The sequence below is a fragment of the Candidatus Endomicrobiellum trichonymphae genome (assembly GCF_002355835.1).
Classification (GTDB): domain Bacteria; phylum Elusimicrobiota; class Endomicrobiia; order Endomicrobiales; family Endomicrobiaceae; genus Endomicrobiellum; species Endomicrobiellum trichonymphae.
In genome coordinates this window covers 751,085-773,981 of the sequence record NZ_AP017459.1, presented here as the reverse complement: position 1 = coordinate 773,981, position 22,897 = coordinate 751,085, and the positions used below count along the sequence as shown (strand labels likewise).

20 protein-coding genes, 2 tRNA genes and 1 pseudogene are annotated in these 22,897 nt (G+C 36.5%); 19 read left to right on the top strand and 4 right to left on the bottom strand.

Going from position 1 to position 22,897, the window contains the following annotated elements; all coding sequences use genetic code 11:
- Positions 1–16 precede the first annotated feature (16 nt).
- Positions 17–2,086, bottom strand: a complete 2,070-nt coding sequence (locus tag RSTT_RS03910; RefSeq protein ID WP_096525738.1) for a penicillin-binding protein 1A — start codon at positions 2,084–2,086, stop codon at positions 17–19.
- A gap of 365 nt (positions 2,087–2,451) precedes the next feature.
- Between RSTT_RS03910 and RSTT_RS07085 the strand changes: the two are divergent.
- From RSTT_RS07085 to hisS, 4 genes and pseudogenes are all read left to right on the top strand, one after another.
- Positions 2,452–2,692, top strand: a pseudogene (locus tag RSTT_RS07085) (hypothetical protein).
- Positions 2,693–3,017: 325 nt separating this feature from the next.
- On the top strand, positions 3,018–3,401 hold the full coding sequence (locus RSTT_RS03900) for a phosphohexomutase domain-containing protein (RefSeq protein ID WP_149030039.1): 384 nt from the start codon (positions 3,018–3,020) through the stop codon (positions 3,399–3,401).
- A gap of 61 nt (positions 3,402–3,462) precedes the next feature.
- Entirely contained in the window at positions 3,463–4,122 is a 660-nt protein-coding gene (locus RSTT_RS03895) for a DUF502 domain-containing protein (RefSeq protein WP_096525736.1), read from the top strand.
- Between the two features lie 16 nt (positions 4,123–4,138).
- The gene (hisS, locus tag RSTT_RS03890) at positions 4,139–5,383 is read left to right on the top strand and encodes a histidine--tRNA ligase (RefSeq protein WP_096525735.1); all 1,245 of its coding nucleotides are present in this window, start codon (positions 4,139–4,141) and stop codon (positions 5,381–5,383) included.
- Between the two features lie 94 nt (positions 5,384–5,477).
- Here hisS and RSTT_RS03885 read toward each other — a convergent pair whose 3' ends face one another.
- Positions 5,478–6,665, bottom strand: coding sequence for a pyridoxal phosphate-dependent aminotransferase (locus RSTT_RS03885; protein WP_015423544.1), 1,188 nt, complete (start codon positions 6,663–6,665; stop codon positions 5,478–5,480).
- Positions 6,666–6,768: 103 nt separating this feature from the next.
- Here RSTT_RS03885 and rplU point away from each other — a divergent pair, with 103 nt between their 5' ends.
- Genes rplU through obgE form a run of 3 tightly spaced genes read left to right on the top strand, consistent with a single transcriptional unit; the run spans position 6,769 to position 8,647 of the window.
- Positions 6,769–7,083 (top strand): 50S ribosomal protein L21, encoded by a 315-nt coding sequence (gene rplU, locus RSTT_RS03880; RefSeq protein WP_015423543.1) that lies wholly within the window; start codon positions 6,769–6,771, stop codon positions 7,081–7,083.
- A gap of 29 nt (positions 7,084–7,112) precedes the next feature.
- On the top strand, positions 7,113–7,364 hold the full coding sequence (rpmA, locus tag RSTT_RS03875; protein ID WP_015423542.1) for a 50S ribosomal protein L27: 252 nt from the start codon (positions 7,113–7,115) through the stop codon (positions 7,362–7,364).
- Between the two features lie 23 nt (positions 7,365–7,387).
- Complete coding sequence (gene obgE, locus RSTT_RS03870; protein WP_096525734.1) at positions 7,388–8,647, top strand: GTPase ObgE; 1,260 nt, start codon at positions 7,388–7,390, stop codon at positions 8,645–8,647.
- Positions 8,648–8,794: 147 nt separating this feature from the next.
- On the opposite strand, the gene RSTT_RS03865 is transcribed toward obgE, so the two are convergent.
- Both RSTT_RS03865 and RSTT_RS03860 read right to left on the bottom strand, forming a co-directional pair.
- Entirely contained in the window at positions 8,795–9,127 is a 333-nt protein-coding gene (locus RSTT_RS03865; protein ID WP_096525733.1) for a hypothetical protein, read from the bottom strand.
- Between the two features lie 741 nt (positions 9,128–9,868).
- Positions 9,869–10,105: a hypothetical protein gene (locus RSTT_RS03860; RefSeq protein ID WP_096525732.1), complete on the bottom strand. Its 237-nt coding sequence runs from the start codon at positions 10,103–10,105 to the stop codon at positions 9,869–9,871.
- Between the two features lie 821 nt (positions 10,106–10,926).
- Between RSTT_RS03860 and ribD the strand changes: the two genes are divergently transcribed.
- The 12 genes from ribD (at position 10,927) to RSTT_RS03800 (ending at position 22,866) form a co-directional block, all read left to right on the top strand.
- Positions 10,927–11,994, top strand: coding sequence for a bifunctional diaminohydroxyphosphoribosylaminopyrimidine deaminase/5-amino-6-(5-phosphoribosylamino)uracil reductase RibD (gene ribD / locus RSTT_RS03855; protein ID WP_096525731.1), 1,068 nt, complete (start codon positions 10,927–10,929; stop codon positions 11,992–11,994).
- A 125-nt stretch (positions 11,995–12,119) separates the two neighbouring features.
- On the top strand, positions 12,120–12,737 hold the full coding sequence (locus tag RSTT_RS03850) for a riboflavin synthase (protein WP_096525730.1): 618 nt from the start codon (positions 12,120–12,122) through the stop codon (positions 12,735–12,737).
- 31 nt (positions 12,738–12,768) lie between these two features.
- The gene (locus RSTT_RS03845) at positions 12,769–13,980 is read left to right on the top strand and encodes a bifunctional 3,4-dihydroxy-2-butanone-4-phosphate synthase/GTP cyclohydrolase II (RefSeq protein ID WP_096525729.1); all 1,212 of its coding nucleotides are present in this window, start codon (positions 12,769–12,771) and stop codon (positions 13,978–13,980) included.
- 183 nt (positions 13,981–14,163) lie between these two features.
- Positions 14,164–14,625 (top strand): 6,7-dimethyl-8-ribityllumazine synthase, encoded by a 462-nt coding sequence (gene ribH, locus RSTT_RS03840; RefSeq protein WP_096525728.1) that lies wholly within the window; start codon positions 14,164–14,166, stop codon positions 14,623–14,625.
- A 112-nt stretch (positions 14,626–14,737) separates the two neighbouring features.
- A tRNA-Lys gene (locus tag RSTT_RS03835) sits at positions 14,738–14,810 on the top strand.
- Between the two features lie 5 nt (positions 14,811–14,815).
- Positions 14,816–14,888 (top strand) — tRNA-Glu (locus RSTT_RS03830).
- An 85-nt stretch (positions 14,889–14,973) separates the two neighbouring features.
- A complete protein-coding gene (locus tag RSTT_RS03825) occupies positions 14,974–16,263 on the top strand; it encodes an adenylosuccinate synthase (RefSeq protein WP_096525727.1) in 1,290 nt (429 codons plus the stop codon).
- A 9-nt stretch (positions 16,264–16,272) separates the two neighbouring features.
- Positions 16,273–16,944 (top strand): FAD-dependent thymidylate synthase, encoded by a 672-nt coding sequence (gene thyX, locus RSTT_RS03820; RefSeq protein WP_096525726.1) that lies wholly within the window; start codon positions 16,273–16,275, stop codon positions 16,942–16,944.
- 110 nt (positions 16,945–17,054) lie between these two features.
- Positions 17,055–18,230 carry a cation:proton antiporter gene (locus RSTT_RS03815; protein WP_172412856.1) on the top strand — a complete coding sequence of 392 codons (1,176 nt, stop codon included), beginning with the start codon at positions 17,055–17,057 and terminating at the stop codon, positions 18,228–18,230.
- Between the two features lie 201 nt (positions 18,231–18,431).
- Positions 18,432–18,905: an NADH-quinone oxidoreductase subunit NuoE family protein gene (locus RSTT_RS03810; RefSeq protein ID WP_015423532.1), complete on the top strand. Its 474-nt coding sequence runs from the start codon at positions 18,432–18,434 to the stop codon at positions 18,903–18,905.
- Between the two features lie 14 nt (positions 18,906–18,919).
- A complete protein-coding gene (locus tag RSTT_RS03805; protein WP_197701984.1) occupies positions 18,920–20,791 on the top strand; it encodes an NADH-ubiquinone oxidoreductase-F iron-sulfur binding region domain-containing protein in 1,872 nt (623 codons plus the stop codon).
- A 71-nt stretch (positions 20,792–20,862) separates the two neighbouring features.
- On the top strand, positions 20,863–22,866 hold the full coding sequence (locus RSTT_RS03800; protein WP_096525723.1) for a [FeFe] hydrogenase, group A: 2,004 nt from the start codon (positions 20,863–20,865) through the stop codon (positions 22,864–22,866).
- The last annotated feature ends 31 nt before the right edge of the window (positions 22,867–22,897 follow it).

Genomic DNA, 22,897 nt, shown 5'->3' with positions numbered 1-22,897 from the left:
AGCCTGAAATCTGTTTTCAGTATTTTGTCGGCACAGTTCCTTTTACAAACGCTTCTAAAGAGGCGCCAGATGTTTTGCTTAATGCTAGAAGTCCTGTTAAAGGATCGATTAAAGCCCATTCAATATTTTCGGGCTGCATAAAGTCTAACACTAGTTCCCCGTCGAGAGCTTCTTTCATAAACTGCGTCCATATCGGGCATGCGATTATTCCTCCGGTAACTTTTTCGCCTAGCGATATTGAGTGGTCATCATAGCCTACCCATACTCCGGCGGCAAGTTGCGGAGTATATCCTATAAACCATGCGTCGCTTGAATCGTTTGTTGTTCCGGTTTTTCCAGCGCATGGTCTTCCTAAGTTTTTTGCATTCCAGCCGCTTCCTTTTTCTACGACAGTCTTAAGCATATTGGTGATAATAAAACAGTCCTGAGAAGAAAGGACTTCTTTTTGTTGCGGAATATTCTGCTCTAAAATTTTCCCATCTCTGTCGGTTATTTTTGTTATAATATAAGGAGTGGTTTTGATGCCACCGGAAGCAAAAACTGCAAAAGCCGAAACCATTTCCTGTAACGTTGTGTCGCTTGATCCCAAAGCGAGAGAAAAAGAATTTGCAAGCGGTGTTGTTATGCCTAAATTTTTTGCAGACTGTATAACTTTTAGTGGAGTTATCTGCATAATTGTTTCAATGGCGCATATGTTGATAGATGAAGCAAGTGCCGTTTTTAAAATTACGGGACCTCTGTATTTTTTGTCGTAGTTTGTAGGCGTCCAAATTTTATTTGTATTGATTAAGTCTTTTTCGGATACGGTTTCTGCGATAGTTTCAAGTGTTGTTATATCTCTTGAAACCAAATCCCACGAATTTCCCTTACCCTTATATACAAAAACCATAGGTTCGTCGTTGAGAAGTGTTGCGGGCGTAAGTCCTTTTTCAATTGCTGCAAGATATATAAAAGGTTTAAAAGCAGAGCCGGGTTGTCGTTTTGCCTGAATTGCTCTGTTAAACTGGGATTCTCTGAAGTTGCGTCCACCAACCATTGCTCTTATTGCGCCGTTTTTTGGATCTATAGCTATTAGCGCGCCCTGTACTTTTACAGGTTTTTGCCTTGATTTTTCAAAAACTTTTAATTTGTTTTTATCAAAATTTGCCAGCGCTTCTTCAATTGCTTTTTCGGCGCCTACCTGTGCTTTCATATCGATTGTTGTATAAATTGAAAGTCCGCCTTTAAATAAAACGTTTGTCCCGTATTTCGGTTCAAGCATTATTCTTAAGAATTCCAGAAGGTAATGTCCCATATTTTCTTTCAGCGCAGTTTCTTTTGTCGGCAGTGCAACCGCGAGAGCTTCTTCTTCTTTCTCTTTTGTAATATAACCTAACTCTCTCAATCTTAATAAAACGAGATTTCTTCTTGCAAGAGAAGCTTTTGCATTGTTAAAAGGATTATAATAATTGGGAGATTTCGGGATTGCGGCAAGTGTTGCACATTCGGCAAGATTTAAATCCTGGGCGTTTTTGTTAAAATATATTCTTGCCGCTGTCTGGACTCCATAAGCTCCGCAGCCGAAATATATCTGGTTTATATAAAGTTGCAGAATTTCGTCTTTTGAATAATTTTTCTCAAGCTGTATAGTTAGAATAGCTTCTTTTATTTTTCTGATTAAAGTTTTGTCGCGGGTTAAGAATATAGTTTTTGCAAGCTGCTGCGTTATTGTCGAACCACCTTCTGCAATTTTCATTTTCAGCAGTATCCTTGAGAAAGCGCGCATAATTCCTTTTATAGAAATTCCCCAGTGCTTGAAAAAATCTTTATCTTCAATGGCTATGAAAGCATTTTGGAGATTGACAGGTATTTTATTTATCGGTATAAAAATGCGTCTTTCGGTGAAAAGTTCGGCTATAAGATTGTTGTCTTTGTCGTAAATTTTGGTTGATAAGTTGGGAGTGTAATTTTCAAGCTGTTTTATGGACGGCAGATTATCTATAAAATTTGCCGTAATTTTGCTCACTGCAATTACCAAAACAGCGACAATGAGTGCAATTGTGAGAAAACTCAAAAAAGATTTTTTTTTTGGCTTCTTGCGTTTCATAGCTATTAATAATTATATTTTAAAATGGAAGCTGTGTCAAAATTGTGTGTTTTAAAACAAGCTAGAAATCGATAGGATGCGCCGCGGTTAGATTTTGCCATCGTTGTTAATTCAATTCGGAATTGTCATTTTTTGCTTTTAAGTGCCAAGTTTAGTAAACTTTCTCATAAATTATTGGCTTTTTTATTGTGTTCTAAGACTGAAAACAAGTCAGCAGCGGCAGAATTGGTGAAATAGTGCTGAAAAAGTGAAAGAACGAAATAGAGCTAACTGGATCGTTTTTTTGCCTTTTTTCTTATGCAGAATGAAAAATGTCAGGCATTTCAAAATGAGTTTGTTCAGAATTGCAGTTATAGAAGGTAAGTATGATTAAATTTGGAACGTCAGGTTGGAGAGGGATTATTGCGGAAGAATTTACTTACCTCAATGTCGCTATTGTTACTCAGGCTATTGCGAATCTTCTTAAAGATAGAGTATAAAAAAGCTTCTGTCATTATAGGACATGATACGAGATTTATGTCTGAAGATTTTGCGAAAACTGCCGCGGATATTTTGGCTGGGAACGGATTAAAATGTTCTCTCGCGTGGGATGGTCGCTCTTTCTGAAACCACAAAAAGGATAGAGAAATACTAAAGCAAGGATGTAAAATCCGTTCCTTTGAAGTCGGGAATAAAAAGGAATCGCGTATAGTCTTGGGCTTTCTGCGGATGCTGATGCTGACAGATTTGGAGTCATAGACTCTGACGGAACTTTTATAACTCCAATCAGGTTATACCTAATTCTTTTGTATAATTTAAATAGAACAAAGCGGCTGGACTGGAATTACAGTAAGAAGCGTTATGACAAGCCATTTTTTGGACAATTTTGCCGCAAAAATAGGCGTTTGAAGTTGTGCTGACACCGGTGGGATTTAAATATATCGGAGAAGTTATGATGAATAATCCCGACAAATTTTTAATCGGAGGTGAAGAATCTGGAGGTCTTACAATAAGAGGGCATGTGTCTGAAAAAGACGGAATTCTTGCATGTCTTTTGAGGGCAGAAGCCACTGCGATGAGCAAGAAATCTGTAGCGAGTTTGCTTAAAGATATTAAAAAGCTAGTTGGCGAAACTTTAACTTCAAGACTTGATTTTTGTTTGTCGTCAGAGATTATGAATATTTCCAGAAGCACTTTGGAAACAAAGCATCCGAAAAGTATTGCCGGTATGAAAGTTCAAAAAAGCATAACCATCGATGGACATAAATTTATTTTAGACGACAGTACGTGGATAGGCTTCAGACTCTCGGGGACAGAACCTCTAGTAAGAATATAGGCGTAATCTGATTCACAGGTAAAACTCAATGAACTTTTAAAAATAGGCAGGGATTTTATTTATGGAAAATGAAAAACAGAAAAAAAAAACTTTAAAAGAAAAAATCGGCGTTTTAATTAAAAAGTATGTGATGACAGGTTTAGTCGTTGTCATTCCGTTATGGCTAACGTTTTCTATAATGAAAATTCTTTTTAAATGGGTAAGTAGTTTTGCTTTTCCCGTTGTAAATTACTTTGTCGTTGATACATATTGGGTGCATATCATAGCAAGAATTTCGAGTTTTTTTATTTCAATTATAAGCATAATTGTTCTAGGACTTATTACAAACAGGGTTTTCGGGAAAAGTGCTTTAAATTCAGCAGAAAAGTTTATTAAAAAACTGCCTGTTTTTGGAAAAGTTCATTCCGCGGCAAAACAATTTATAAATTTTATATTCGGCAACGACAACGTGGAAAAATTTAAAAAGATTATTTTTGTGCCTTATCCGAGTAAAGGAGTTTACAGCGTTGCTTTTTTAACTGGCGAGCAGTCGGTTAAAGGAGAAAAACATCTCTGTGCTTTTATGCCGACTACACCTAATCCTACGACGGGTTTTTTGCTGTTATTTAAAGAAGAAGAAGTAGTTTATACCGATTATACGGTGGAACAGGCGTTTCAGTTTGTCATTTCTGTCGGAGTAATAAATATGAGAAATAATAAGAAGATAAAGCTTAATGAATAAATAAAGGAAGTTAAAAATGAATTATAAAGCTCCACGCGGTACGCACGATATTTTTGGAATAAATGCCTCGGGTATGAGTTGGCTGGAACAGAAAGCAAAAGTGATTTTTAAAAGGCACGGCTTTGAAGAGGTGAGAACTCCGGTGTTTGAGGACGCCGCTCTTTTTATGCGCTCAATAGGACAGACAACCGATATTGTGGAAAAAGAGATGTATATTTTTGAAGACAGAAAGAAGAGAAAACTTGCATTGCGTCCCGAAGGGACGGCTTCTCTGGTAAGAGCTTTTATCGAGCACAGGATGGATGTTTCAATGCCTGCTGGCAGATTTTTTTATATGGGAGAAATGTTTCGGTATGAAAGACCGCAGGCAGGAAGGTACAGGCAGTTTCATCAGATAGGTGCTGAGTTTTTCGGCAGTTCGTCTCCTGCCGCAGATGCTGAAATTATCATACTTGCACAGCATTTGCTTTCTTCTGTTGGCATAAATGAAATGAACATATATATAAATTCTTTGGGCTGTGAAAAATGCAGACCTTTTTTTAGAGAAACATTAGTCAAATATTTAGGTTCTGTGCGGGACTTGTGCGAAGATTGCTTGAGAAGGCTTGAAAAAAATCCTTTGAGAATTCTTGACTGTAAAACGGATTCGAATAAGTTTACTGCAGTGCCTAGAATGTCGGATTATTTATGCAATTGCTGTAAGGATAATTTTAATTTAACGCAGTCTCTGCTTAAAAGCGTTGGATACAATTATACTGTGGACGAGAGACTTGTGAGAGGACTGGATTACTATACAAAAACTGTTTTTGAAATCCGATCGGATGCTGTTGGCTCGCAGTGTGCTCTCGCTGCAGGAGGAAGATATGATAATCTTGTCGGAGAACTTGGGGGGCAGGACACTCCCGCGGTTGGATTTGCTTTAGGTTCTGAGAGAGTTTTGCTCGCCGTACAGAAAACAGGATTTTTCGGCAGTTTTCAGGAATCAGAGAAAATTTTTATAGCTGTTGCTGATCAGGAACTTTTTAGCGAAGCTTTTTCTTTTGCTGTAAAAGCGATGAGAAATGGACTGAAAGGCAATAAAAATATTTCTGTTTTCGGCCCCATAAATGGTAAAAGTTTGACAAGCCAGCTTAAGTTTGCAGATAAGATAAAAGCCGTTAAAACGATAATTTTTGCCAGAACTGAATTTGAATACGGTAAATTTTTGATGAAAAATATGAAAGATAAAACTCAGACGGAATTTTTAATAAGCGAATTTTAGAAAATAAAAAACTGCAACAGGTAAAAAAACCTGCTTCTTCCGTTTCTTACTTTCTTTGTATGCGACAGATATTATCGTCTTGAGTGAAAGAAAGTTACCCTTTTAGAGCTGTTTCTAATCTTTCAATACCGGTTTTAATGTTTTCAACAGAAGTCGCATAAGAAAGTCTTATATATCCTTCCGCTCCAAAAGCTGAACCCGGAATAACTGCGATTTTAGCACAGTCGAGCAAATAATCTGCGAGTTCGATATCTGTGTTTATAACTTTACCATTAAAAGTTTTTCCTAAAAAGGCTTTGATGTTTGGGAAAACATAAAACGCGCCTTCAGGTTTTCTGCAATCGATGTCTTTTATTGCATTGAGTTTTTCAACAATATAATTTCTTCTTTTTTCAAATTCCTTTTTCATAGATTCAACATATTTCTGCGTGCCATTTAGTGCTTCTAAAGCAGCTTTGATTGAGATTGACGAAGCGTTTGAAGTTGACTGGCTTTGTACTTTTGTCATTGCTGAAATAATATTTTTGGGTCCAGCCGCATAACCTATTCTCCAGCCTGTCATTGAATAGGCTTTTGAAACTCCGTTTACTACGATGCTGAATTCTTTTGCTTCCGGAGAGACTTCTGCAATAGACGTAAATTTGAAATCGTCGTATATAAGTTTTTCATATATGTCATCCGAAATTATAAGAATTTTATTTTTTACGCATACTTGTGCGATTGCTTTAAGTTCTTCAGCGGTATATGTAACGCCCGTAGGGTTTGACGGAGAGTTGACTATAATTGCTTTTGTTTTAGATGTCAAAGCTTTTTCTATGTTTTCCGGAGTTGCTTTGAAATTGGTTTTATCGCTTGTATGAATTATTACGGGTTTTCCGCCTGCAAGAATAACCATATCGGTATAAGAAACCCAGTAAGGAGCGGGGATTATAACTTCGTCGCCATCGTCGATTGTTGATTGAAAAAGATTGTAAAGAGAATGTTTTGCACCGCTTGAAACTATAATTCCCTCAGGAGTGTATGTGAGTCCGTTGTCTCTTTTAAATTTATTTATGATTGCATTTTTTAATTCTGGAGTCCCCGCGACGGGACAGTATTTTGTAAAACCAGCATTTATTGCGATAATTGCCGCTTCTTTTATATTTACAGGCGTATCAAAGTCAGGTTCGCCTACGCCGAAATTTATAACGTCGATTCCCTGCTGTTTAAGTGCTTTTGCTTTTGCGTCTATTGCCAGTGTCGGAGACGGCTTAATTGACAGCACTCTTTTTGAAATATACATTTGTTCCCCCGCTATTGCAAAAAAAGCACTGTTCGCCCGTGCTTTAATTTGACAAATCTTTTTGATTTTTATAAATTGTACAAATTATGGAGGAGTATGTCAAATGTATGCAATTATTAAAACAGGTGGAAAGCAGTACAAAGTGGAAAAAGGCGTCAGTTTAGTAGTAGAGAAACTCAAAGGAGTCGAAGCGGGTCAGGAAGTTATTCTCAGAGAGGTTCTTTTACTTGCCGACGGCGAAAAACTGACAGTAGGAAAACCAATAATTGAAAGCGCAAGAGTAGTAGCTAAAGTTGTCTCGCAGAAAAGAGGTCCTAAAGTTTTGGTATTTAAAAGAAAGCCGAAAAAAGGATATAAAAAACTTCAGGGACATCGTCAATACGTAACAGAGTTGGAGATTACGGGAATCAATACTTAACTTAAGCAAATTTATAAGGAGACAGTAAAATGGCACATGTCAAAGCTCAGGGTTCATCTACCAATGGGCGTGATTCAAATGGTCAAAGACTGGGCGTAAAAATATACGGAGATCAGAAAGCTTCTGCAGGTGCAATTATAGTCCGCCAAAGAGGAACAAAATATCATCCAGGAGTAAATGCAGGAATGGGAAAAGACAACACTATTTTTGCAAAAGTCACAGGGACGGTTAAATTTATCAGAAAGTCCGGCGATAGATGTTATGTAAATATTGAATGCTAAAAACCAAAGATACGGTTTAATAAATGTTTATAGATAAAGTCAATACTTATCTTGCAGCCGGACGCGGTGGTGACGGTTGCATTTCTTTTAGAAGAGAAAAGTATGTTCCTTACGGCGGACCGGACGGCGGTAATGGTGGTAATGGCGGCGATATCTATTTTGAAAGCGATCAGCACAAAACAACTCTTTTAGATTTATCCTACAGACCTAAATTTAAAGCAGAAGATGGACAAAAAGGTTCGTCGGGTGACAAGTCTGGCAGATACGGTGAAGACTTAATAATAAAAATTCCTTTGGGAACTCTGATTTTTAAAAACGGAGAATTTTTTGCGGATTTAAAAACGGTGGGAGAAAGAATTTTGATTGTTAAAGGTGGCAGAGGCGGCAGAGGTAACGCTTCTTTTAAAACGGGAAGGCACACGGTTCCCAGGATTGCCGAAAAAGGTGCTCCGGGAGAAACCGCAGAAGTAAATCTTGAACTCCGCTTAATTGCAGACGTAGGACTTTTAGGTCTTCCAAATGCTGGAAAATCTACTCTTTTATCACAAATTTCGGCAGCAAAACCTAAAATTGCAGATTATCCTTTTACGACATTAGCTCCTAATTTAGGCGTTGTTAACTATAAAGGCAAACACTTTACCGCTGCTGATATTCCCGGTATAATTGAGGGTGCTTATAAAGGAATAGGGCTTGGCTTTGAGTTTTTAAGACATATAAGGCGTACAAAAGTTCTTATACATGTAATAGATGTAAACGGTTTTGACGGCAGAGATCCTTATGAGAATTATAAAATAATTAATAACGAATTGAAAAAATATTCAAAACACCTTGCAAAAAAACACGTTATAATAGTTTTAAACAAAATTGATTCGGCGGTTTCTCTAGAGCAAATTAAAAATTTTAAGAAGCATTTAAAGACTAAGAAATTGTTTGAAACTTCTGCGGCGACAGGTTATGGCATTGATGCATTGCTTAAAGAAATGCTAAGAATGCTTGAAAAGCCGGTTGCTTTTAGTACTGAAGAGGAAGTAGAGCCATTGCATGTAAAAAAATATATTTATGAACCTGAATTTAAAATTAGTATTAAAAACGGTATTTTTGTGGCGACAGGTGCTAAAGTTGAGACGCTTACGGAAGTGACAAAATTTGACGAAGAAGAGTCGCTAAGACGCTATCATAATATACTTAAAAAAATGGGTCTTGAAATTGAACTTAAAAAAATGGGTGCCAGACCGGGTGATACCGTGAGAATCGGGGATTTTGAATTTACTTTTGAAAAATAAACTTATACTTTTGTCCTTTTCCTGTCCTAGCTGTGTACGGAATTCTGAAACCATGGCATAATTAAATTAATCGATTTTCTGTGTGCGTATACATTATACGCACACAGATTTTAACATACAATTTACAAAAAGTCAAGCCTAATTACTTTACTTTTGCTTCTTTTGTTCTTTTTCTTTAACAGTTGCAATGTAATCGGCTTTTGCTTTTTGCTCTACGTTCGTCTTAACTTTTATGTCGCTGTACTCTATGCCGTACTCTTCTTTAAACCATTTTTCCAAGTCCGCTGAAGGGACTGTCTTTTCTTCAAGAAGTCCAAATTCTTTGTTTAAAAATAACTTCTTATTAGCATCATATTCTTTATTTTTAGCTTCTTCAGCTTTTACTTCGTTCTCAGTACCACACAGCTTGCTCGTCTTATCGCAACTAACAAACGACAATACGAATACGCTTACAACAAATGCCAAAATACCTTTTTTCATTCTACTCTCCTTTTTGTGTTTTGTCCGCGCTATGCGGATAATTTTTCTTAAAACCTGTTGAAACGTCAGCTTCGGGTCCGTAAGAGTCCCGTCCCAGCCAATATTGTCAGATATTACATCGCAGAAAGATATAATAACGTCACAGATAATTCTAAATCGCTACAATATCTTACTAAATATTTTGCTGGGTCTTTCATTTATCCTCCTGTACCCCATTATGTCTCCGCAACCTGTTTTTTTCATTTTACGTCATCCTGTACCGGGGGCTATTGCCTGCTACAGATACATAATTTAGTGAGGTATTAGGCTTAACTTTATATAGTTCAAAGATATTTTAAAGTTCTAAAAAACTAATCGGAGATTTAGTATAAGACAATCTATCAGTTTTTTTATAGTGCTACAGTGCTTATGGAGTTGATACCTTTTAAGTAGCCTCTTTTCCTAGACTTCTGCTCCTCACTATGAGATATTGTAAAATGACTTCTTCATTTATTTTAGACAGACGTTCAAAAGCTTTTCTAAGACAATCACATCAAAATTTTATCTGTTGAAGTATGCTCTCTTCGCCTTTTTTCTGCACTTTCCTTTTTTTGCCTCAGCTCTCTATTCTGGATTTTTACAGAATTCCTCGTAGTTAATTTTACTTATTATCCTCTTTTCTTTTTTTATAACTTTGTTCCAGATAATTCATATAAGAGCTTTTATATATGCCGTCGTAAACCGCTCCAACCATCTTATGGATTACGGCGTTGCTCGCCTATCTGTAGCTTCTGTACTCCTGATAGTATCAAGTCCGTCGGAAAACCCATAATCCTTTTGCTTTTGTTTATCGTTTAAACGTCTGATACTGTCGTTTACTCCTACAACACTTTCTTTTCTCTGTCCTTCCCTTCCACCTTGAGGTGTTTGTGTAATGGCGTGACCTTTTACGAGTATATAATACAGCTCTGCAAACTCTTGTTGATTTTGCTTATTCATAAGTTGCTCGCTAGACTAAGCCACATCATTGTAAACATGCCAGCCATTATATATCGTTTCACGGTTTAAGTAAAGGCTTTTAAGAGACGTTTTCGCCTAAAGTCTAAGATCTCTTTTAAAGTAGCGAGTTACTACAAGAGGATTGTACTTCATGTTCACATTGCCGATGTATATATTACTGTGGAACAACGAAATTTGGAAGCACTTAAGGCAACACTTTTTAAAGCTTTCAAGGGATTCTCTGCGTTTCTTTATCGTTAATTTTAACATTTTTCATATCGCGTATGTTTATCTCGTTGAGTATGCCTCTCATGACATTCAGCTTTTTCATACCTTTACTTTCATATAAGCCGTTAAATTCAACTTAAGTTTTTTAATCATTTTCTCTCCGCCATTTATATTTATGATTCTGCCGGTCGTAATGTTTAACTGTTTTGCTTTACCGGCATTCAATTATTTTAGCCATGTCTGCGTTCTCAGAAATATCAGCGATTTTATTGTCTGCTTTTAAAATAAGTCAGATAATCTTATAATAATTATAACAGATATTTACTAAAATATGTCTTCTGTGTTTGGGATGAGGATGGTAAGCTCGATATAATTTGTTTAAGTAGTGATTTTTTAACTCCTTTTAATTAATCTTTTTTTGTTTTGAAAAGAAGTTGTACTTATTATACAAAATTCCCATGTTGGCGAAAATTTTGTCATTTTTTCGTTATGTCGATTGACAGTTATGGGGAAAATGCATACAATTAATAAAGTTTTTTAGATAAGGCAATTTGTTTACAATTTTCCTTAAAGTATTTTTTAGGTATTTTTTAATGAATGGCAACAAATATATGCAACTTGCATTAGATCTTGCCCAAAAAGGAAAAGGCAGAGTTTATACTAATCCTTTGGTGGGTTGTGTAATTGTAAAAGACAATAAGATTGTAGGAAGAGGTTGGCATCAGTGTTTCGGCGGTAATCACGCTGAGGTAAATGCGATTATAGATGCGGGAAAAAATGCTGAAGGTGCGGACTTGTATGTTACGCTTGAGCCATGCAATAGTTACGGCAAGAGGACTCCTTGCACTCTTACAATTATAAAGGCCGGCATAAAGAGAGTTTATTATGCAGTGCCTGACAGTAATGTTTCAGGTGGCAGAGAAATATTGGAAAGAAACAATATTAAAGTCCATGAAGGGCTGTTAAAAAAACAATCCAGAATTCTGATTAAAGATTATTTAAAGCATTTAAAAAATAAACCTAAAGTTTCAATAAAGGCAGCAATGACATTAGATGGTAAAATTGCGACTTATGAATATGATTCAAAATGGATAACATCAGAAAAATCAAGGAATTTCGTACATAAAATGAGAGCGCGCTATGATGCGGTTCTTGTAGGTATGAATACGGCTCTTAAAGATAATCCTATTCTTACGACACATTCAAAAAATTTAAAAAATCCGATAAGAGTTGTCATAGATTCGGAATTAAAACTCCCAAAATCCCATCATTTATTTGACGCATGTGTTCCGACGGTTATTGTTTATGATTTAAATATTACAAATATCCCGAAATATTTGAATAGAGAAGGGATAATTCTATCTCCTGTTAATATTGACGCTGCAAAAAAAGATTTTAGTGTAATAATCAAAAAATTGGACTCTCTTTCAATAAAAAGAATTTTAATAGAAGGTGGGAGTGAAATAATTGCATCAGCCTTATTTTCGGATGTAGTAGATGACATATATTTTTTTATTGCTCCAAAAATAACGGGCGGTAGGACTGCAATTTCCGTTGTAGGGGGGACAGGAGTAAAGAAAATGTCGGAATCATTGTGTATAAAAAATATGAAAGTAAAAAAAATAGGTCCGGATTTACTTATAACTGGGCAAATTAGATAACGTGTGGTTCCGTATGTTGTTGTGAAAAATCAAAATATCAGAATCGAGAACTTTTAAATAATTCGGAGTGGTCGTATTTTTCGGCCGCTTAGTTCTTTAATACGACAAAACTAAGGGAATAATTAATGTTTACGGGTTTAATTGAAGACATTGGTACGGTTAAAAATATTTCGGGTTCTAAAGTTGAAATTGAAACAAAACTTGATGGCATTGCAAAAGGCAACAGTATTTCGGTTAACGGAGTATGTCTGACTGTTGTTTTTGTAAATAAAGGCTGTTTTGTCGCTGATTACAGTCCCGTTACTGATAGGATTACAACTCTTTCAAAATTAAAACAAAATTCAAGAGTTAATTTGGAACGCGCTATAGAACTGTCTTCGAGACTTGGCGGACATATAGTGAGCGGACATGTTGACGGGATCGCTGAAATAAAAGAAATAAAAAATCTCAGGCAGTTCTTTAGAATTGTGTGTTCTTGCGGGGAAAATATATCCGCGTATTGTGTCAGCAGAGGTTCTGTTGCGGTTGATGGCATAAGTTTAACGCTTTCGTCTATATTAGTTTCGGGGTTTGAAATTTTTATTATACCTGAGACTTTTAATAATACAATCATGCAGTTTAAAAAAAAAGGTGATAAAATAAATATTGAGACTGATATTATTGCTAAATACGTAGAGAAGTTTACAAATAAAAAAACAAACAATATTTCCCTTGAAATATTAAAGGAAAACGGGTTTGTCTAGTGTGAATGTCTTATATGTCAATGGAGTTTATATGAAGAATAAAGTTTTTGCATCAATAGGAGATGCGGTTAAAGATATTAAAGTGGGTAAAATGGTTATAGTTGTTGATGATCCCGGTAGAGAAAATGAAGGAGATTTAATTTGTGCCGCTGAAAAGGCTTCTCCTGAAGTTATAAATTTTATGACGAAGTATGCGAGAGGACTTATCTGTGTTCCGATGAAGCATGAGAGACTTAAGGAGCTTGAAATAGAAAATATGGTTGAAAAGCCGACGGAAAAAAAAGGTTGTTCTTTTACGGTGTCAGTTGACTATAAAATAGGTACTACGACGGGTATATCGGCTTACGATAGATCTGTTACCGTCAGAAAACTCATTGATAAAACTGCAAAACACGAAGATTTCGCAAGACCAGGTCACATATTTCCTTTGAGATGTAAAGAAGGAGGCGTCTTAGCCAGAACGGGTCATACAGAAGCAGCTGTTGATTTGGTTAGACTTGCGGGATTTTACCCTGCTGGAATTATATGCGAAATAATGAATAATGACGGAACAATGGCGAGGATGTCTGATTTGATAAAGTTTGCAAAGAAACATGATTTGCATATTATAACAATAGGGGAACTTGTAAATTACAGGCGCCGGACTGAGAAATTTATCAGTGAAATTGTGAACGTTGATTTGCCTACAAGATACGGAGACTTTAAACTTGTTTTATTTGAGGATTTGATAACAAAAGATTCTCATATTGCTGTTGTAAAAGGCGTTGTAAAAAACAGGCAGAACGTTTTGGTAAGAGTTCATTCGTCGTGCGAAACGGGCGATATATTTCACTCTTTAAGATGTGATTGCGGCGATCAGCTTGAAACGGCTTTAAAAGCTGTTGGAGAAGCGGAGCAGGGCGTAGTTTTATATATACATCAGGAAGGAAGAGGGATAGGGCTTGCAAATAAACTTAAAGCTTATCGTTTACAGGAAAAAGGTATGGATACCGTAGAAGCCAATAAAGCGCTCGGGTTTGATCCGGATTTAAGAGATTATGGAATAGGTGCTCAGATGTTGTCCGAACTCGGTATAAAAAGCATTAATCTTATGACTAATAATCCCGGAAAAATAAATGGACTTGAGAGTTACGGTTTAAAAATTACAAAAAGGGTTCCGCTGGAAATCAGTCCTAGCAAGTCCAACGAGAAATATTTGAAGACTAAAAAAGAAAAAATGGGACATATGTTAAAAAAGGTTTAAAATGTTTTGCGAAGTAAACCTTGCTGTCTTTTCAATGTGGGTAAAATAGGCGGTGAGGTCTACGACTGTCATTGTATCTCTGAATTTGCGTGTTAATCTGTATTTTTAAAAAGGTTAATCATATTAGTTTGATTTTTAAGTTTATAATGACAAATATATGAATGAAAAAACGGAGAGAGAAAAATGAATATTGTCACTGGACAGCTAAATGCGCATGGGAAAAAATTTGCGATAGTAGTGTCGAGATTTAATGAGTTTATAACAAATAAACTTATAAGCGGTGCAGAAGATATTCTCAAGAGGCATTCGGTTGCAGACGAAGATATTTCTGTTTACTGGGTTCCGGGAGCTTTTGAAATTCCTGCGGTTGCAAAAAAAATTGCAGAAAACGGAAAGGACAATGGAATAATTTGTCTGGGTTGTGTTATAAGGGGAGCTACTCCGCATTTTGATTATATCTCTGCCGAAGTTTCAAAAGGCGTTGCTTCCATAGCGCTTCAGAGCAATGTTCCGGTAATCTTTGGTGTGTTGACAACGGATTCAATAGAACAAGCTGTTGAAAGGGCCGGCACTAAAGCGGGAAATAAAGGATCTGATGCAGCAATGAGCGCAATAGAGATGGTAAATTTATACTCGGCAATTTGACAAGAAAATGTTTTTATGTTATTTTTTATACGCTCGCTGTTAAAATTATTTAGATATGTGCTACTATGCCAATTTTTTAACAATTATTTTTTACTTTGCAGGTGGGGGAGAGGGGCCCGTAGCTCAGCTGGCAGAGCACCTCACTTTTAATGAGGTTGTCGTGCGTTCGAACCGCACCGGGCTCATTTTTGCTCCCATCGTCTAGGGGTCTAGGACACAGGATTTTCAATCCTGCGACACGAGTTCAAATCTCGTTGGGAGCGTTTATTTTTAAGATGCGCCCTCTAATACTAAATCATTTGAACTTTATTTTTCAAAAGTTTAAACGTTTATTTATGGAAGGTAATTATGTCGACATTAGTTGTTTTGGGAACACAGTGGGGAGATGAAGGAAAAGGAAAAGTTATACATTATCTTGCAAAACAGGCAGATTATATTGTCCGTTATCAAGGCGGTAATAATGCGGGCCATACCTTAATCCATGAAAACAAGCCTTTTATTCTTCATTTAATACCGTCAGGAATACTCTTTCCTGATAAATATTGTCTAATTACGAATGGAGTCGTAGTCGATCCTAAAGCTTTAAAAGAGGAAATTGCCATATTAGATAAGAATAATATCTCCGTTGAAAAAAGATTTTTTATAAGCGAGCAGGCTCACATTATACTTCCTTATCACAAACTTATCGACGGAATTCTTGAAGAAGAAAACGTTAAGATAGGTACTACGAGAAGAGGAATAGGCCCTGCTTATGCAGATAAAGTAAAGAGAATAGGAATAAGAGTTGTTGATTATTTGGAAAAGGACGTTTTTGAAGATTTACTTGAGAAAAATCTTATAGAAAAAACTCCTATATTGAAAAACAGCGGAGTAGATATTGCAAACTTGAAAGAGGAAATATTGAAAGATCGTGAAGAGCTTTCAATATTCCTTGAACCCTTTGTTACGGACACAAGCATTATGATTGCAAATGCAATAAAGAAAAATAAAAAGATACTTTTTGAAAGTGCTCAGGGTACGATGCTTGATTTGGATTTTGGAACTTATCCTTTTGTGACATCGTCTAATCCTATAGCCGGTGGTGTATGTTCCGGTGCCGGAGTTGGTCCTACGAAAATAGATAGTGTGTTAGGAGTTGTAAAGGCTTATACCACAAGAGTCGGCGAGGGACCTTTTACGGTAGAACTTTTTGATGAAATGGGTAAATTTTTAAGAGAAAAAGGCGCAGAGTACGGTGCAACAACCGGAAGACCACGCCGTTGCGGATGGTTTGATGCAGTTGTTGTACGCCACAGCGTGAGATTAAGCGGTATAAAACATTTAATTCTTACAAAACTTGATTGTGTAGAGGATATAGATAAAATTAAGATATGCGTTGCATACAAATATAAAGATAAATTATATAAAGAATTTCCCGCCTCAAGGACAGTTCAAAAATATGCCGAACCCGTTTATGAAGAAATGCCTGGATTTAAGGGAAAAGTTAAGGGCATTATAGATTTTGAAAAGCTTCCTCTAAATGCGCAAAAATACGTTAAACGTTTAGAACAGCTTGTAGATGCTCCGATAGATTTAATTTCCCTTGGAAGAAAGAGAGAAGAAACTATAGAAGTAAGAAAAGGCGTAAAGTGGTTTTAATACTGTCTTATGAAAATAAAGCTTTTAAAGTTTACTAATGACCCGGAAAAAATATGTGCTGTAGCTGCAAAGTTATGTCGTAGTTCTGAGAATATAGATGAAATTTCCGGGAACTTTACAAAAGAAAAGATTAAAGAACTTCTCAGCAGAATTATTTCATCTGGTCATTATTCCGTTTTAGAACATTCTTCTTTTACTTTCGGAGTCGAAGGTATTTCGCGTGTTTTGCTTGCGCAGCTTACAAGACACAGAATAGCTTCTTTTTCCGTTCAGAGCCAGAGATGTGTAAGATTTGAAAACGGCGTTGAATATGTAGTTCCCGACACAATAAAAAAAAATAAAACACTGTTAAAAAAATATGATGATTTTTTAAAAAATACTGAAACGTTGTATAAAGAATTTTTAGATGAGGGTATTCCTGCAGAAGACGCTAGATATATTCTGCCTAATGCTTCAGCGACAAAAATTGTAATTACGATGAATGCAAGGGAGCTTAAACACTTTTTCTCATTAAGATGCTGTAATAGATCGCAATGGGAAATAAGAGATATGGCATGTCTTATGTTAAATCTCGTCAAAAAAAAAGCGGCATTGTTGTTTTCCGATGCAGGCCCTGATTGCGTAAGAAAAGGCTGTAATGAGGTTTTTTCATGCGGTAAGCCGTGGAAAAAATATAAATAGCGGATATTGAATTTTATTGTTATCATTCCTGCTTAAACTGAAGTAAGTTCCGAAATGATTTTGTTCGGTACTACGAATCTGAATAGTAATATATTTTTTGGAGTGATATGGTGTATGAGGTATTTGACTTTTTAATATCTTTAGCAAGTATTCTTTTCTTTGCAAAAGTTTTTGGTGAAATTGCTTTAAAACTCGGGCAAAATCCTGTAATCGGCGAACTTTTAGCAGGGATTTTTATAGGACCTAGTGTTTTGGGAATTGTACGCGAAACGCCTGTTTTATCAAATATATCAGAACTCGGCGTGATAATTCTTCTTTTCGAAGTCGGACTTTCAACAGATATAAAAGAGTTTTTAAAAGCAAGTGGATGGGCGATGGTTGTAGCATTTGTTGGGGTAATAGTTCCTTACTTTTTGGGATATTTTGTGTTTTTATGCTTTGGACTTACTGATATGCAGGCAATTTTTGCAGGTGCTGTTCTTACGGCAACTTCCGTAGGTGTCACAATAAGAGTGTTTACGGATTTAAAGTGTCTTAAAACTGAAGAAGCCAAGATAGTGCTTGGTGCTGCAATTATTGACGATGTTATAGGGCTTACAATGCTTGCCGTTATTTTAAAGCTTATTACGGGCGGAATCGTCAGTTTCGGAACTGTCGTGTGTATAAGCGGAACTGCAGTACTGTTTTTAGTGTTGTCCGTCGTCGCTGGCGTACTTATAGCGCCTACGATTTTTAAATTTATTTCTAAAATGAAACAGTCTTACATAGCATTTATCATGGGGATTGTTTTTTGTTTTATTGTATCGGCGCTCTCAACTAAAATTGAGCTTGGTCATATAGTAGGAGCGTTTGTTGCGGGACTTGTTCTTTCAACGATAAAACAAAGTGAAGAGATAAAAAAAGATATAAAATCGATTTATGCGGTTTTTGTGCCTATATTTTTTGTTCTGATGGGTACTAAGGTTGATATAAGTACATTTAATCCTTTTGTTGTAGCAAACAAAGAAATTTTAATTTCAACGGGTGCACTTTTTGTTGTTGCTTTTGTGGGTAAGATAGTGGCTGGTTTTGCCGTATTAAAAAAAGGAATCAATAAACTTTTAATAGGCGTTTCAATGGTGCCGCGTGGTGAAGTGGGATTGATATTTGCAGAAATTGGTTTGAAAAATAATGTTTTCGCAACGCGGGACTACAGCTCTTTGGTTGCTGTTATAATGCTTACGACTTTTATTACTCCGATAATATTAAAATATCTTATATCAAAACAGAAAAAGATAATTCAGTAGCCGATTTTACGCGAAATATAAGGGGTTAAGTTATTGATTGTTATCCCTTTTTTCTTTACTTTTTTCAGCTGGCGATATTTCTATTTTAATATCATCTGTTTACTTTATAAAACAGTTGACCTGTTTTTTGCTTTTCAACTAAAGAATACATAAGATTGTTTAGCTAGTATTGTTAATTGACAGATTAGAGGAACAGAGCGAATGGATTCAAATTACAGTAAATTTAAAACAGTATGCCGGATTCTAAAAGAAAATAGTTTTGATAAGTCAAAGCTGATACCAATTCTTCAGGCTGTTCAGGAAGAATACAAATATTTGCCAAAAGAAATTTTAGTTTTTATAGCATTGTCGCTGAATACTTCTCCCGCAGGTGTTTACGGGGTTGCTACATTTTTTTCGCATTTTACTTTAAAACATAAAGGCAGACATATTATAAAAATTTGTGACGGAATAGCCTGCCATGTAAAAAAATCTAACAGTCTTATAAATGCTCTGAAAAATAAACTTGGATTAAAAGAAGCTGAATATTCTACAAAAGATGTATTTTTTACTATTGAAACGGTTTCGTGTCTTGGCGCATGTGGTCTTGCTCCTGTTTTTCTTATAGACGAAGACATTTATGGGCAGATGACTCCCGATAAAGCTGTTGAACTGATTGATAAGATAATGGAATAAGAGGGAGTAAAATAGTGATAGATTTAGATAATATAACACGGTCAGTTAAAAAGGCCGGGGAAAATATAACTAAAAGAATTGTTGTCTGTGCAGGTACAGGCTGTGTTGCAGGCGGATCCATTAAAGTTTTTGAAAGTTTTATAATTGTTGCAAAAGAATTGGGGATAAGCGTATGTGTCGAATTGAAAGGAGGAAACATCGGAACATTATTGTCCAAAAGCGGTTGTCAGGGGTTTTGTCAGAAAGGACCCCTTGTAAATATTTTACCTGCCGAGATACTTTATATAAACGTTAAAGTTGATGATGTAAAAGAAATTTTGGAAAAAAGCATTAAAAATAACAGTCTTATAGATAGACTTTGTTATAGTGATAATGGAAAAGTATGTAAAGGGCAGAATGAAATTCCTTTTTATAAAAAACAACACAGGGTGGTTATTAAACAATGCGGTGTTATGGATCCTGAGAATATTGAAGAATATATTTCTATCGGCGGATATAGAGCCGCAGAGAAAGCTTGCGCGGAGATGACTGATAAGGAGATATGTGATGTAGTTTTAGCGGCGGGCTTAAGAGGACGCGGCGGTGGTGGGTTTCCTGTAGGTAAAAAGTGGAATTTGGCCAGAAATCAGACGGCTTCAAAGAAATATATTATTTGTAACGGCGACGAAGGCGATCCGGGTGCATTTATGGATAGAAGTGTTATGGAAGGAAATCCGCACGGGATTATAGAAGGTTTGGTAATTGCGGCAAAAGCAACCGGTGCCGACGAAGGATACGTATATGTGAGAACAGAATACGCTCTTGCTGTTAAGAGAATGAAAAAAGCGGTGAAAGATGCGTCTGATATTAAAGTCTTGGGAAAAAATATTTTCGGATCGGGACATAATTTTACGCTTCACGTTATGGAAGGAGCCGGAGCTTTTGTATGTGGCGAGGAGATTGCGCTGATAGCTTCGGTTGAAGGAAAAAGAGGAATGCCTTTGCCGAAACCGCCCTTTCCTGCACAGAGTGGATTATGGGGGAAACCTACTACGATAAATAACGTAGAAACTCTTGCGACTATTCCTATGATAATAAATTATGGTGCAGATGTTTTCAGAGAGACGGGAACCGTGTCTTCTCATGGAACAAAAACATTTGCATTAACCGGACATGTTTTAAATACTGGACTCATTGAAGTTCCTTTGGGATCGACTTTAAGACAGATAATATTTGACATTTCGGGCGGAGTTACAGATGGAAAAGGAAGTGTTAAAGACGGTAATTTTAAAGCTGTCCAGATAGGCGGACCTTCAGGTGGATGTTTGACTGAAGAACATCTTGATCTTTCGTTGGATTTTGATTCTTTAAAAAAAGTCGGTGCTATGGTGGGTTCAGGTGGACTTGTAGTAATGAATAAAAGTATCTGCATGGTAAACATTGCGAAGTTTTTTATGCAGTTTACGCAGAATGAATCTTGCGGAAAATGCGTTTTGTGCCGCGAAGGAATAAAACAAATGCTTTTGATGCTTAGCGATATTACTGAGGGCAAAGCTGACGAAGATACTATTTCGCTTTTGGAAGAACTTGCCAGAGCGGTTCAGATAGGTTCTTTGTGCGGTCTTGGTAAAACTGCTCCTAATCCTGTTTTGTCGACTTTAAAATATTTTAGGAATGAATATGATGCCCATGTTAAAGAGAAGAGATGTCCTGCTGGAGAATGCAAAAGTCTTATAAATTATGAAATAACCGATAAATGTATCGGCTGTACGGTTTGCGCAGTGAAATGTCCTGCGAAAGCGATAAGCGGCGAGCGTAGACAGAAACATAAAATTGCTATTGTAAAATGTGTAAAATGCGATATTTGTATAAAATCATGTAAATTTAATGCAATAGAGATAGTGTAAAAATATATTGTGTTTACCTCGGGACGAAAATATCGAACTGGTTTGTTATTCGGAATTAGGAGACTGAGTTGATGGAAAAATATTTGACGGTAAACGGCAGAAAAGTTTCGTTTACTGATGAGAAAAATCTTTTGGAAATTATAAGAAAAGAAAATATAGAGTTGCCGTCGTTTTGTTATAATTCGGAACTCAGTATCTATGGTTCATGCAGGCTTTGTATGCTGGAAATTGAAGGCAAGGGAATACTTTTCGCGTGTTCCACTCCGCCTGAAAGCGGAATGAAAATTAGGACAAATAATGAACATATAATAGAAATGAGAAAAATTATAGTAGAACTTTTGCTTGCAAATCACGACAGAGAATGCACTACCTGCGGGAAAAGCGAAACCTGTCAGCTTCAGACGTTAGCAAGAAGACTTGGCATTAATAAAATAAGATTTAAAAACGTTATGCATAAAGAACCTAAAGATGTGTCCACGTACTCTTTAGTAAGAGAATCCGGTAAATGCATTCTTTGCGGCAATTGCGTAAGATTTTGCGATGAAATACAAAGCGTGGGAGCAATAGGTTTTGCAAACCGGGGTTCAAAATCTGTAATTTGTCCGAGTTTAGGATGTGATTTGGAATCGTCGGGATGCGTTTACTGCGGACAGTGCGCAAGAGTATGTCCTACCGGTGCAATTATGCCTAAATCTGAAATAAGCTATGTGTGGAAAGTTTTAAGCGATCCTAAGAAAAAAGTTGTGGTTGCGATAGCGCCTGCAGTGCGAGCGTCAATCGGCGAAGTATTCGGATTTGCCGGTGGGAATGGAACTGAAACCGCTGGAAAAATTGTGACGGCTTTGCGTTCTATGGGTTTTGCAAAAGTTTTTGACGTTTCGTTTGCCGCAGATATGACAATAGTTGAAGAAGCAGATGAATTTCTCAATCGGCTGAAAAAAAATAAAGATATGCCTCTGTTTACGTCGTGTTGTCCTGCATGGGTGAAATTTGTAGAGCAGTATTATCCTGATTTTATTTCGAATCTTTCAAGCTGTCGTTCTCCGCAGGCAATGTACGGCTCTGTTGCAAAAAAAATTATGCCTGAAATGCTTAAAATTTCGAAAGAAGATTTGACTGTAGTTTCAATAATGCCATGTACGGCAAAAAAATTTGAGGCGAGAAGACCTGAACTTTCAAAAAATGGTGTTGCGGATATTGATTATGTTTTAACGACGCAGGAACTTGCAAGAATGATTGAAGAGGCAGGGTTGCTTTTTGGCGAACTTGAGCCGTCGGCATTTGATATGCCCTTGGGATTCAAAACCGGCGGAGGAGTAATATTTGGCAATTCCGGCGGCGTAACTGAAGCTGTTTTGAGAGATATCGTAAGTAATAATTCCGGCGGAGCGGGTAAAACTGAGCAGTTTGTTTTTGTGCGTGGTGAAGATGGCTTGAGGGAAGTAAAAGTAAATTTTGGCGGCAGAGAGCTCAATATTGCAGTTGTTTATGGGTTGAAAAATGCAAGAAAAATTTTAAAAGATATTAAAGTTGACAGGTCGAGATATGATTTTGTGGAAGTTATGGCATGCCCCGGAGGATGTATAGGTGGAGCTGGACAGCCTGTTTATAAGGATTTATCAGTAAGAAAAACAAGGACTAAAGTTTTGTATGAAAGCGATAAAACTATGGAACTCCGAAGACCGCAGGATAATCCATACGTTCAGAAAGTATATAAAGATTATTTCAATAAACCGGGAAGCTGTGCAGCTCATGAGTATTTGCATACAGGATATAAAAATAGAAAGAGGTTTAATGAAACATTTGAAATCTATAAACCTGACCAAAAAGGCAATATTAAAGTCAGTGTGTGTTTCGGAAACAGTTGCATGCAGAGAGGTTCAGAGGAAATTTTAAAACATATTGTCAGTTTTGTCGAGAACGGTAAATATAAGGGCAGTGTAGGTATAGAAGTTTCTATGTGTTTGGAAAAATGTTTTAGAGGTCCGGTTGTAAAAGTTGCAAACCAGACCCTTGAGCATTGCACTCCTAAAGCGGCGGAGGAAGCGATACAGGAAGAACTGATGAAAAAATGACAAAAATATGTAGACGGAATATAATAATTGA